9 protein-coding genes and 1 tRNA gene are annotated in these 13,094 nt (G+C 48.2%); 9 read left to right on the forward strand and 1 reads right to left on the reverse strand.

Annotation, left to right across the window (positions count from 1 at the left end):
* Positions 1 to 37: 37 nt before the first annotated feature.
* From pepF to ACY2VW_RS00560, 3 genes are all read left to right on the forward strand, one after another.
* The gene (pepF, locus tag ACY2VW_RS00550; protein WP_461876635.1) at positions 38 to 1,846 is read left to right on the forward strand and encodes an oligoendopeptidase F; all 1,809 of its coding nucleotides are present in this window, start codon (positions 38 to 40) and stop codon (positions 1,844 to 1,846) included.
* Positions 1,847 to 2,150: 304 nt separating this feature from the next.
* Positions 2,151 to 2,915 carry a nitroreductase family protein gene (locus ACY2VW_RS00555; RefSeq protein ID WP_461876636.1) on the forward strand — a complete coding sequence of 255 codons (765 nt, stop codon included), beginning with the start codon at positions 2,151 to 2,153 and terminating at the stop codon, positions 2,913 to 2,915.
* Between the two features lie 486 nt (positions 2,916 to 3,401).
* A tRNA-Gly gene (locus ACY2VW_RS00560) sits at positions 3,402 to 3,473 on the forward strand.
* A gap of 222 nt (positions 3,474 to 3,695) precedes the next feature.
* Here ACY2VW_RS00560 and ACY2VW_RS00565 read toward each other — a convergent pair.
* Entirely contained in the window at positions 3,696 to 4,883 is a 1,188-nt protein-coding gene (locus tag ACY2VW_RS00565) for an MFS transporter (protein ID WP_461873474.1), read from the reverse strand.
* 184 nt (positions 4,884 to 5,067) lie between these two features.
* Between ACY2VW_RS00565 and ACY2VW_RS00570 the strand changes: the two genes are divergently transcribed.
* The 6 genes from ACY2VW_RS00570 (at position 5,068) to ACY2VW_RS00595 (ending at position 13,076) form a co-directional block, all read left to right on the forward strand.
* Complete coding sequence (locus ACY2VW_RS00570) at positions 5,068 to 5,943, forward strand: LysR family transcriptional regulator (RefSeq protein ID WP_461876637.1); 876 nt, start codon at positions 5,068 to 5,070, stop codon at positions 5,941 to 5,943.
* A gap of 176 nt (positions 5,944 to 6,119) precedes the next feature.
* Positions 6,120 to 7,532: an amidophosphoribosyltransferase gene (locus ACY2VW_RS00575; RefSeq protein WP_461873476.1), complete on the forward strand. Its 1,413-nt coding sequence runs from the start codon at positions 6,120 to 6,122 to the stop codon at positions 7,530 to 7,532.
* A 104-nt stretch (positions 7,533 to 7,636) separates the two neighbouring features.
* Positions 7,637 to 9,199 (forward strand): response regulator transcription factor, encoded by a 1,563-nt coding sequence (locus ACY2VW_RS00580; RefSeq protein ID WP_461876638.1) that lies wholly within the window; start codon positions 7,637 to 7,639, stop codon positions 9,197 to 9,199.
* 342 nt (positions 9,200 to 9,541) lie between these two features.
* A complete protein-coding gene (locus tag ACY2VW_RS00585; RefSeq protein WP_461873507.1) occupies positions 9,542 to 10,396 on the forward strand; it encodes an ABC transporter permease in 855 nt (284 codons plus the stop codon).
* 38 nt (positions 10,397 to 10,434) lie between these two features.
* Positions 10,435 to 11,346, forward strand: coding sequence for a carbohydrate ABC transporter permease (locus ACY2VW_RS00590; RefSeq protein WP_461873478.1), 912 nt, complete (start codon positions 10,435 to 10,437; stop codon positions 11,344 to 11,346).
* 56 nt (positions 11,347 to 11,402) lie between these two features.
* Complete coding sequence (locus tag ACY2VW_RS00595) at positions 11,403 to 13,076, forward strand: type 2 periplasmic-binding domain-containing protein (RefSeq protein WP_461876639.1); 1,674 nt, start codon at positions 11,403 to 11,405, stop codon at positions 13,074 to 13,076.
* The last annotated feature ends 18 nt before the right edge of the window (positions 13,077 to 13,094 follow it).

Here is a 13,094-nt window from a genome sequence, read left to right on the forward strand (position 1 = left end):
AAATTGTTTCGCCTTGTAGGGTGATGAAGGGAGAATTATGGCAGAAATTAAACTGAAAAAAAGAGAAGAGATGGATCCGGCGTACTGCTGGGATCTTTCGAGTTTGTTTGGCAGTGATGAAGAATTTGAGAAAACAGAGCAGGAGCTTGCGAAGAAAATAGAAGCGTTCCGCGCAAAACAGGGAACAATGAAAGAGAGTGCAGAAGCGCTGTATGACGTTCTTTCCGGTCTGGATGACATCAGCCGCGTCTTTTCCAGCCTGTATGTCTATGCAAGCCAGAAATATCACCAGGATATGGGCAATCAGAAGTATCAGGGCTATGCCGGAAAGATGGACAGCATGATGGCCGTTCTTGCAGATGCATCCTCTTTTGTGGAGCCGGAGATTCTCGAACTCGACGAAGAGACTGTAGCGAAGTTTGAAGAAGCGTATGAGCCGCTCCGTCTGTACGACCGCGTATTAAAAGAAAACTTCCGCAAGAAAGAGCACATTCTCTCGCCGGAGATGGAGGCTGTTCTTGCAAAAGCCGGAGAGATGGCATCCAGTCCGGATCAGATTTTCTCTGCATTTTCGAACGCAGACCTCAGATTCCAGCCGGTCACAGATGAAGAGGGAAATCAGGTTCCGTTAAGCCACGGCACCTTCATCGGTTTTTTACAGTCGAAGGACCGCCGAGTCAGAAAAGAAGCGTTTGAGAAATATTATGCCGAGTATGAAAAACACAAAAACATGCTTGCCGCAACATTCGGCGCCAATCTGAAACAGGCCGCATTCTTTGCGGATGTACGGAAATATCCATCTGCACTTGCCGCATCGCTGGACGGCGGAAATATCCCGGTTTCGGTTTATGATAAACTGCTCGAGGCGATTCATGCAAAAATGCCGGCGATGTACCGCTACGTGGCACTGCGCAAGAAGCTGCTCGGCGTGGATGAACTTCATATGTATGATGTGTACGTTTCTCTGACGAAAGAGTACGAGCAGAAGTATACGTATGAGCAGGCGACCGAGATCGTGAAGAAAGCGCTTGCCGTGCTCGGGGATGATTATGTGGCACTGCTGGAAAAAGGCTTTTCGGAGCGCTGGGTGGATGTCTATGAGAACGAAGGAAAAAAGAGCGGCGCTTACTCCTGGGGTTCTTATGATTCCCATCCGTATGTGCTGATGAGCTTTAACGGAAATATCGACTCCGTTTTCACACTGGCGCATGAGATGGGCCATTCGCTGCATTCCTGGTATTCGAACCATACACAGCCGTTTACGTATGCGGAGTACCGCCTCTTTGTCGCTGAGGTGGCATCAACCTGCAACGAGGCGCTGCTGATCCGCTATCTGCTGGAGCATGCGAAAGAAAAAGAGGAGAAGATTTTCCTGCTGAATTATTTCCTGGATCAGTTTAAGGGAACGGTGTTCCGTCAGACGATGTTTGCGGAGTTTGAGAAGCGGATTCATGAGAAGATGGCAGAGGAAGGCACGCTGACGGCGGACGGTATTTCGGAGCTGTATCTGTCGATCAACAAGGAGTATTTCGGACCGGATATGATTTCGGATCCGCAGATTGCGCTGGAGTGGGCGAGAATCCCGCATTTTTATACACCGTTCTATGTATATCAGTATGCAACGGGATTTTCGGCGGCGATTGCGATCAGCAGCAAGATCCTGGCAGGGGAGCCGGGTATCGTGGAGAAGTACAAACAGTTCTTAAGCGGCGGCTGCTCGATGGATCCGATCGACCTTTTGAAGATCTGCGGCGTCGATATGACGAAGCCGGAGCCGGTGGAAGAGGCGCTGGATGTGTTTGCTTCTTATGTGGAGGAGCTGGAGAAGCTGACCGCGGAAGCGTAAGCACAGGTTTTAAAGTTGCATAAATTTGATGGGAAATATGTGTGAAAAATATACAAAATTTGGCGCGTTTTTCCCTTGAAAAAGTTTTTGGATATGTTACAATATTATTACAGAGTAAAAATGGATGAGCTGGAAATTGAAAAATATTTGCGATTAAGAGGGAGAATTTCCGTATTTCTGTCGAATGCGGAAGATTAAACGTAAATTTTTCGGAATGCGGCTTTGCTCCTGTAAAAATGGGGAGCGGGCCGCGGCCGGCTTGAAAAAAAAACAGACGGATAGCAGATGAAGTAAGGGTGAGAGTATGAATTTATATGAGGCTATTTTTGTTAGAAAATCAGTAAGGAATTATTGTTTTGATACGCTTCCGCCGCAGACTTTGGATAAGATTTGGGAGCATTATAAGGAGATGCCGGCACTGTTTTCGGGCATCGGTGTGGATATGGCGATTCTGGACAACAGAAAAGGGCAGGAGAGAATGCTCAGTATGTTCAGTGTGAAGGCGCCGTATTATATGGCTTTTTATTCGGAGGAGTCGGAGCGGTATCTGATGAATGTGGGTTATATTATGGAGCAGATGGTGCTGTATCTTTGCAGTATCGGGCTGGGGACCTGCTTTATCGGGAGCAGCCGGGTGAGAAAAACGGAGATGGAAAAGGACGGAAAGCGGCTGGTGGGGATCGTCGCTTTCGGAAAGAGCCATGGGGCGCATACGAGACGGCAGAGTGAGGCGAAGAGACTGCCGCTGGATGATCTTTGTGTGTTTAAAGAGGTGCCGCGTCAGTGGATGACGCAGATGCTGGAGGCGGCACGGCTGTCACCGTCGAGTATGAACAGCCAGCCGTGGAGATTCGTGGTGTATGATAACAGGATTCATATTTTCTCGAAGAAGCATAGTGTGGAGAAGCTTCGGAAGTGGGATGAGGTGAATTTTGGGATTATGTTTGCGAATATGATGGTGGCGGCGGAGGAGCTGTGGCTGGATGTCGACCTTATCCGGTTGGGAGATATTTCGCAGAAGAATTTTTCGAATAATCAGTATGTGTTGAGTGCGATTCTGAAGGCGTAGAGACGGACGACCTCGAACGGCTTCGTACCTGCAGGGCGGGGGCGAGAAAAAGAGGGCGGAACTGTGGCACAGAATGGGCACGGGAAAATGGGCACCAACGCAATTCGTCAGGAAATCTGATGATTTCCCGACTCAGTGCGTTTTGACCTCTGGTGTTGTGCACCAGAGGTCATCCCATTTTTCCGCACCCATTCTGTGCTCACAGTTCCGCCCTCTTTTTCTATGCCCCCGCCCCGCAGGTACGAAGCCGCTCGCGGTCTGACGGTGGGGAGGGACGCACAGCTGCCTGGGAGGGCAGCGTGACTGGGATAAAAAGAAAAGTTTGTTGGGGCGGGGAGGGTAAAAATGGGAAAATGTGGGAATTGTAGATGTTTTTGAAATTTTTTTGAAAAAAGTTGAAAATAGGTGTTGACAAATGGGGGAAGTTCGTGTATATTATCATTTGTAAGGTGCAGCGAGCACTTAACAAGATAAAAACTTAAAAATGCGCGAGTGGCTCAGGGGTGGAGTACAACCTTGCCAAGGTTGGGGTCGCGGGTTCGAATCCCGTCTCGCGCTCTACTGAAACCGGAATGTGTATGCATTCCGGTTTTTGCGTTGCGGAAAAGTGGAAGGTGTGAAATTATGTGGATACACGGAACGGACGAAGTATCTGCCATCGGTCTTGGCTGCATGGGCATCACCCACGCAAGCGGCGCACCGGTGTTTATCCGCAAAAAAATACCGTTGATCCAAACACAAAAAGGATCAACGGTATTTTTTGACCGTAAAAGTTCCAAATTAATAATTGGCTTTATAGGAATTTCTCTTTTCCGCCGTCACACGGTGCATCCGCTCCGCCATTACAACCATGAGAATCAGAATGGCCAGCAGGAAGACCGGATACAGTCCAAAGGAAATATGCTGTCCAAGCACACCGAAGATCGGCGGCATCAGGCAGGTTCCGACATAGGCGAAGGCCATCTGGATGCCGATGATTCCCTGACTTAAGTCAGCACCGAAGTTTGCCGGTGTCTCGTGAATGATGGAAGGATAAATCGGCGCACAGCCAAGTCCGATCAGGATGAGGCCGATAAACAGAATTGCGTCGCCGAGCGGCAGAAGCATCAGAATGGCACCAACTGCGATCACAGCCTGTCCGAGACGGATCATTTTCTGATCATTTAACTTCATGGTGATAAAGCCGCAGAAGAATCGTCCGATGGTGATACCGACGTAGAACAGACTCGCCCAGCTTGCCGCGCGTTTTGCGTCGATGCCGCGGAACAGGGTACAGTAGCTTGCGGCCCACATGCCGGCGGTGGATTCTACGGCGCAGTAGCAGAAAAAGCAGATCAGAACCTCTTTGACGCCGGGAACACGGATCAGGCGGGAAAAACTTCTCTGTTCCGGAACAGATGTCTCATCGGCGGAAGCATCCGCAGACGGTTTCTGCCAGAGTGGAAGACTGAGAAAAAGAACGAGTGTCAGCACAATCTGAAACAGTGCGATGGTACGATAACCGTTGTTCCAGGTGGAATGATTGATGGCATATCCCATTACAACCGGGCCGGTGCTGCAGCCGACACCCCACATGCAGTGCAGCCAGCTCATGTGGCGGGCTTTGTAGTGCAGTGCAACATAGTTATTCAGTGCAGCATCAACACTTCCGGCGCCGAGTCCGTACGGAATGCCCCACAGACAGAGCGCGATAAAAGAGTGGCTGATGGAAAAACCAAACAGTGCAACTGCCGTTGTGAGAACGCTCACTGCGGTGATTTTTCCGGTGCCGAAGCGGGTATTCAGACGGTCGCTGTTGAGGCTCGACACGATCGTTCCGGCGGCGATGATCATGGAGATGATACCGGCGGAAGAAACGGAAGTTCCAAGCTCCTGATACATGACCGGCCACGCCGAGCCGAGCAGGGAATCCGGCAGTCCAAGGCTAATGAACGCCAGATAAATAACGGGCAGCAAAAGTGAAACCATGGTAAAAACCTCCTCTTAAAAAAGATAACATAAGAATGGAGCGTTTGCTACGTTTAACGCAAAACTAACGTCCATAAACAGCTTTACCGTATCATAATCGACAAAAAGAATCAATACTTTCTTTTCAGATCAAGGAAAAAGAGATATAGTATAGTTATAGAAGAAAAACGAAAGAGGAAAAAACATGGAAACCAGAGTATTGCGCTATTTTCTTGCGGTTGCGCGGGAGGAGAGCATCAGCCGTGCCGCGGAGGTACTGCATATCACACAGCCGACGCTGAGCCGCCAGCTATCCCAGCTCGAGGAGAAGCTTGGCGTTACGTTATTCGAGCGCGGGACACGGCGTATCCGCCTGACGGATGAGGGGATTCTGCTGCGCCGCCGCGCGGAGGAAATCATCGGGCTGATCGATAAAACAGAGAAGGAGCTGACGGAGCAGGAAGCGCTGATTGACGGGCGCGTGTCGATCGGATGCGGTGAGACGAAAGCCGTAAATGTGCTGGCGGATCTGATCGAATCGTTTCATGAAAAATATCCCAATGTGACGTTCGATCTGCTGACCGGGACAGCGGATGTTGTGAAAGAACAGATGGACCGCGGACTCATTGACATCGCACTGCTGCTCGAGCCGGTCGACATTGGAAAATATGAGTTTGTGCGGCTGAAAGAAGGCGAACTGCAGCAGGTTCTGATGCGGGCGGACGACCCGCTTACGCAGAAAGAAGCGGTGTGCCCGGAGGATTTGAAGAATCTGCCGTTGATCCTGCCGCGCAGACGCAATGTGCAGAATGAGATTGCCAACTGGTTCGGTGCGTACTATCAGTCACTGAATATTCTGTTCACCAGCAACCTGCCGACAAACGGGGCCAAAATGGTGATGAAGGGACTGGCTTATCAGATTACGGTGCAGGGGGCATCGGAGCTGTGGAAAGAAGAGAAAATCGTCGGAAGACCGCTTACCCCGCCGATCGTCAGCAACAGCGTCTTCGCGTGGAAGCGGGAGCAGCCGTTCAGCCTTGCGGCGACGAAGTTTATTGAGCATATCCGGGAATCTTTGTGAAAAAAGCTGTAAATTTATTTATTAATGTAGATTATTTTTTATATCAAATTTATTAGTTATACTTTACAGTACGGAGAAAAACGTGTTACACTAAACAAAGAGTCCCGGTCAGCCGGGAGATTCATTTTTATGGCACCAAAGGGAGAAAAAAATACATAAAGAGAGGTAAACAAGAAATGGGAGGCTTTTTTGGAGTTGCATCAAGAAAAGACTGTACACTGGAACTGTTTTACGGAGTAGACTATCACTCGCATCTCGGCACAAGAAGAGGCGGTATGGCGACTTATGGAGCAAATGGCTTTTCGCGCGCCATCCACAACATTGAAAATTCCCCGTTCCGTACGAAATTCGAGCGCGACGTGGCAGAAATGGAAGGAAATCTCGGCATCGGCTGTATCTCCGACTACGAGCCGCAGCCGCTTCTGATCCAGTCGCACCTTGGAAGCTTTGCGATCACAACTGTTGGAAAGATCAACAACATGGATCAGCTCTTAAAAGAGGTTTACGGCAACGGCCGCACCCATTTCCAGGAGATGAGCACCGGCCAGATCAACGCGACTGAGCTTGCCGCATCCCTGATCTGCAGTGAGAAGACGATTCCAGAGGGCATCCGTCATCTGCAGGATGTCGTGGACGGCTCCATGACGCTGCTGCTTCTGACGAAAGACGGCATCTACGCTGCGCGTGATAAAAAGGGGCGCACCCCGCTCGTGATCGGTAAAAAAGAGGGAGCCTACTGTGCATCGTTTGAAAACTTTGCGTATCTGAACCTGGGCTACACCGATTACCACGAATTGGGACCAGGAGAGATCGACTTTATTACGCCGGAGAGCGTCGAGATGCTTGTGCCGCCGCAGGAAGAAATGAAGATCTGTTCGTTCCTCTGGGTTTACTATGGATACCCGACGGCGTCGTATGAGGGCATCAACGTCGAGGAGATGCGTTACCACTGCGGAGCGATGCTGGCGAAGCGCGATGCGGGAAGCGATGTCCACCCGGATCTCATTGCAGGTGTGCCGGATTCCGGTATTGCCCATGCGATCGGTTACGCGAATGAGTCCAAGGTTCCGTTTGCAAGACCGTTCATCAAATACACCCCGACCTGGCCGCGTTCCTTTATGCCGACGAATCAGGAGCAGAGAAATCTGATCGCCCGCATGAAGCTGATTCCGGTGCAGGCGCTGATTGATCAGAAGAAGCTGCTTCTGATCGACGATTCCATCGTGCGCGGTACCCAGCTCCGCGAGACGACTGAGTTCCTGTATCAGAGCGGTGCCAAAGAAGTCCATGTCCGTCCGGCATGCCCGCCGCTTCTGTATGGTTGTAAATTCCTGAACTTCTCCCGTTCCAAATCCGAACTCGATCTGATCACGAGACGGATCATTCTGGAAAAAGAAGGGGAAAATGCAGAGAAGACGCTGGAAGAGTACGCAGATCCGAAGAGCGACCGCTACGAATCCATGTGCCAGGAAATCTGCCGCCGCCAGAACTTCACAAGCCTCCGGTATCACCGTCTGGACGATCTCGTAGAGTCGATCGGACTGCCGAAATGCAAAATGTGTACCTATTGCTTTGACGGAAAAGAATAAACAGGTTATAATGTTTTTTAAACAGGCCAGCTGACAGAAAAATAAGAGTCTGTCAGCTGGCTTTTTCCAGAAAAAAAGAAGAAAAATATATTGGGGGCTTACCTATGGGAATTAGTATTCTGATTGTAGATGATGATAAGCTTCTGGTGGAAAAACTGGAAGAAACGGTCAACTGGAGCGGAATTGGAATTGATATGGTATTTACGGCAAACAACATCCGCCAGGCGCAGAAGCTGCTGGAAGAGTATCCGATTGAAATGTTGCTGTGTGATATTGATATGCCGCAGGGAAACGGGCTGGAGCTTTTGGAATGGATCCGGTACAAAAAGCTGGATATCGAATGTACCTTCCTGAGCAGCTATGCAAATTTCGCGTATGCGCAGATGGCGCTGAAGCTGTCATCAAGGGAATATCTGTTAAAACCGATTTCCAATGCGGATCTGGAAACAGCGCTGCGCAGAATTGTCGGGATTGTGCAGGAAAAACAGCAGAAGCAGAAGAAACAGGAGCGCACAGGGGAGAAGGAAAAGCAGCTCTGGGAGGATCTTCTGGTTCAGTGTCTGCAGGAGGAGTATTGGATTGAAAGGGCAAAAAAGAGAGGATATTGTACTCCGGATGAGACCTTCCGTCTGATTCTGCTGCGGGTATTGGAAATTCCGGATAAGGAACATTATAAAAAAGAGATCAGTTTATATAATTTTGTGATTACAAATGTTCTGACGGAATATGTGGAAACAACAGAAATGAAACTGGAAACCGTGGTACATGTCAGCGATCTGGAATGGGCAGTTGTGTTGCGAAATCACGGAAGTGCGATGGGAACGCAGGAGGAACTGGCAGGACTGCGCACTTGTCTGGCGGGTGCGTTTCCGGCAAGATTCTGCATGTACATGGGAAAGCCGGCGGTACTGGATGAGATTTCAAAGAGCCGCGATCAGCTTGAAGAGATGGAACAGTATGCAGTGCCGGATGAAACAGGGATTCTGTATGAGACACGCTGGTCCTTCGTAGAGCGTGATTACCAGGAAGTGCCGTGGAAAACGTATCTGGCTGAGATGGAGCGATCCGATTCCCTTGCGGCTGTGCGGGAAAAAATGCAGGAATATCTGAAAAAGCGTGAGAAAAGCGGCGGTCTGCGAAAAGATTTCACGAGCCGTTTTTTTGAAGAAATGATACAGAATATATATGTTTATTTAAAAGAGAGCAATATCGTTTTCGGACAGGTTTTTGACAGTGAAGAGTATGAAACGAAACGGAGAGAGGCGGTTCTCTCTGTGGTAGGTGCCCATGCGTTTATCGATTATCTGTTTGATGTGCTGGAAGGTCAGAAAAAGAACGAATCCCGCAGTGACAATGTGGTGGAGCAGCTAAAGGACTATATCGAACAGAATCTGAACGAGGATCTTTCAAGATCCGTGCTTGCAGGAAAAGTGTTTCTCTCAGAGGACTACGTTTCCAAAATTTTTATGAAAACAACGGGAATGTCGCTTCCGAATTATATTGCTGAGCGGCGTATTGAGCGGGCAAAGGAGTATTTGCGCAGTTCATCGCTTCCAATTAGCAAAATTGCGATGGAAGTCGGCTATGGAAATTTTTCTTATTTCAGCAAAACATTCCGGGAGCTGGTCGGATGTACGCCAAATGAGTACCGGAGCAGGCAAAAATAACAAAAAAACGATGTCAATAACAAAAAAACGTTTTACTTAAAAAAGAGATGTGAAAAAAACATCTCTTTTTTAACATACAGACTGCCGGAAAATGATAGAAATACACCCCTGATTTTTGTATAATATGTTCATCGGTTGAAACGAGAGCATGAAAAAGAAAAATGGTAACTGTTTCAGAGCCATGCGAAATGAAAGAAAAATCGCGATGGAGATCTGAACCGTTACAAAAAATCTAAAGGAAAGAAGGGATGATATGTGAGCGCCAACCATAGTAAAACCAAAAAGAAAAGCTCCATAGGATTTGTAGAGGGAGTGAGAAGAAGCAGGCCATTATATTTGCTGATGCTTCCCTCCATTATCATTTTTGCACTGTTTACGTACTATCCGATGTACGGAATTGTGATTGCATTTAAAAACTTTACACCTGCGGATGGAATTATGGGAAGCAGCTGGGCTGGACTGAAATACTTCAAACAGTACTTTAACTCCTATCAGTTTGGTCTGACCATCAAAAATACAATCATCATCAGTCTTTACACCATCGCGGTAACATTCCCGCTTCCGGTTATCATGGGACTGCTGGTTAACCAGATGAAGGCACAGAAATTTAAAAAGTTCTTCCAGGTATCAACCTACCTGCCGCACTTCATCTCTACCGTTGTTATGGCCGGAATGCTGATCCTGTTCCTCTCCCCGAGTACAGGTATTATCGCAAAGCTGGTCGGACTGCTTGGATTCAAGCTCCCGAACCTGATGGGAAGTGCAAAAGCATTCCCACACATTTATGTATGGTCTGAGGCATGGCAGCATGTAGGATGGGACAGTATCCTCTATATCGCAACACTTTCCTCTGTAGACCCGACCCTGTATGAAGCGGCAACAATGGACGGTGCCAACAAATGGCACAAAATGATCCACATCGACGTTCCGGCTCTGCTGCCGACGGCAACCATCATGTTTATCATGAGAATGGGAAGCGTTATGAGCATTGGATTTGAGAAGGTTTACCTGCTGCAGAATACACTGAACAGTACTTCAAGTGAGATCATTTCCACCTATGTGTATAAGATGGGTCTTGTGAGCAGCCAGTACAGCCTTTCCGCTGCAATTGGCCTGTTCAACAACATTATCAACCTGGTTCTTCTTCTGGCAGTCAACTTCATTTCCAGTAAAATGAGTGATACCTCGCTGATCTGACAGAATTTTGAGCCTACATAGGAATGGAGAGCAAAGATATGAGTAAAGCAAAAGCAGTATCAACAAATAAAGTAAAGAAATCCAGAGAAGACTGGGTTTTCGATATCATCCTGTATACGATCGGCGTGCTTCTGATCATCATCACCCTGTATCCGATGTACTTCATCATCATTGCATCGTTCAGTGATCCGGCAGCCGTATCCAACGGACAGATTATGTTCCTTCCAAAAGGACTTAACTTCAAAGGCTACAAACAGCTGGCGAGCTACGCAAAGCTGTGGACCGGCTACCGTAACACGATTGCTTACGTAATTATGGGAACACTTGTGACAATTGTTGTCAATATTCCGGCTTCCTACGCGCTTTCCAGAAAGCATTTATATGGAAGAAAATTCTTCACGGCATTTTATCTGATCCCGATGTTCTTCACCGGTGGTCTGATCCCGACCTACCTGGCAGTACAGAGATTTCATCTGCTGGATACCTTCTGGGTTATGGTTGTTCCGTTCTCCGTTGTAACGTATTACATCATCGTAGGACGAACGTTCTTCAACAACAGTATCCCGGAGGATCTCTGGGAGGCGGCGCAGCTGGATGGATGTGGATACCTTGGATTCTTCTTCAAGATTGTGCTTCCGCTTTCCAAAGCCGTTATCGCTGTTATTGCCCTGTGGGCAGCAGTAGGACAGTGGAACTCCTACTTTAATGCATTGATTTATATCCGAAGCGAAAGTCTGCAGCCGCTGCAGATTGTCCTTCGAAGCATTCTGGTCGGCAATCAGACCATGAGTGCCATGAGTACCGGCGCTGCAGCCGTTGAGGCAAAGCAGATGGCCGACCTTATCAAATACGCGATCATCGTGGTTTCCTCCGCGCCGATCATGTGTATGTACCCGTTAGTGCAGAAATACTTCAATCAGGGTGTTATGCTCGGATCACTGAAAGGCTGATCCTGCGGACAGGAGAGAAGTATTGCAAATAAAAAAATCATAAAGGAGAGATGATGATGATGAGAAAGAAAACGAAAATGGCCTGGAGCGTTGCTCTTTCGGCCGCAATGGCAGCCGGACTGCTTGCAGGATGCGGAAGTAATGGAGGATCGGAAAGTAAGAGTGGAAGCACTGCCACAAGTTCTGCCAAGACAGAATCTTCTGCAGGTGATACAGCAGATACCAGTGACCGCCCAACCTACAAAATTGCAACGGTAAGATGGACCGATACCTGGCCGACCGATTTCCTGCATGAAGGAGTTATGAAGGAAATCGAGGACAAGATGAATATCAACATCGACTGGCAGATTTATTACAACAGTGACTGGTCCGAGCAGAAATCTCTGCTGCTGGCTTCCGGAGACCTCCCGGATGCATTCCTTGGATCCATCTGCTTAACACAGGCAGATATGGCACAGAACAAATCGGCATTCCTGGATCTGACAGATCTGATCGAAAAAGATATGCCGAACCTGAAAGCAGCCTTTGAGGCTGATCCGGAACTGAAAGCAGTCTGCACCAGCCGTGACGGCAGAATCTACAGCTTACCGAAGAAGCTTCCGCTTCGTCCGAAGGTTTGCGGCGATGTTATGTGCATCAACCAGGAATGGCTGGATAACTTAGGACTGGAAACACCGAAGACCTATAAAGAGCTGGAAGAGGTTCTGGTTAAATTTGCAACAGAAGATGCTGATGGTGATGGGGATCCGACCAACGAAATCGGTATCACAAATTCAGCAGGCAGCGGAGTGTTAAGCGGTGATCTGCGCCACATTCTTTCCCCGTTCGGAACCATGGTAAGCCGTGACGGAAACTACATGGGACTGAATGGCGAAGGAAAACCGGTCTTCATGCCGATGGAAGAAAATTACAAAGAAGCAGTAAAATGGATGCGTCAGTTATGGGAAGAGGGTGTTGTTGACCCTGAGTACTTCACACAGGATGGCTCCATGAAGACAGCAAAACAGCAGGCAGATGGAGGTTCTCAGGTAGGTCTTATCTTTGGATGGACTGCAGATGCTGAGGCTGGCCCGAACGTAAATCAGTTTAAGACCCTTGAGGCAGTAGAAGGCTACGATGGAAACCACTATGTAGAAGCAGCAACCAATTACCTTGATATCTCCGACCGTGAGCTCATGATCTCCAAAGACTGTAAAGATCCTGACACCCTGCTGAAATGGGCGGATGAATTTTACACCGATCTTGCATCGTTACAGACCTTCTATGGTACGATCGGAAGCCAGATCACAGACAATGGCGACGGAACCTACAATGTAGATGTTCCAAGCGATGGATCTTCTCTGGATACTTCCGCATGGTCCAACTCCTTACGTGACTTCGGACCAAAATACATGAACGAGGATTTCTATGACAAAGTTTCTCTTCCGGAAGATCAGGGTGATGGTATCAAACTGGCAGACGATGCAATCAACGAGAAATATGTTGATACTGAGAAAAACTGCGGATTCCCGATGGTTCAGTATACAGACGAAGACCTTTCCAGAATCACTGCAATCGGAACCGATATCTACAAATATGTAGAAGCACAGTATGCTCACTGGGTAGTAGACGGCGGCATCGATGATGAGTGGGATTCCTACATCGATCAGCTCAAAGCTATGGGCATTGACGAGTTCCTCCAGATTCAGACAGATGCTTACAATGCATACAAAGAAAATCTGGGAGAATAAACAGAAAATAACATTACC

Source organism: Fusicatenibacter sp., assembly GCF_977045365.1.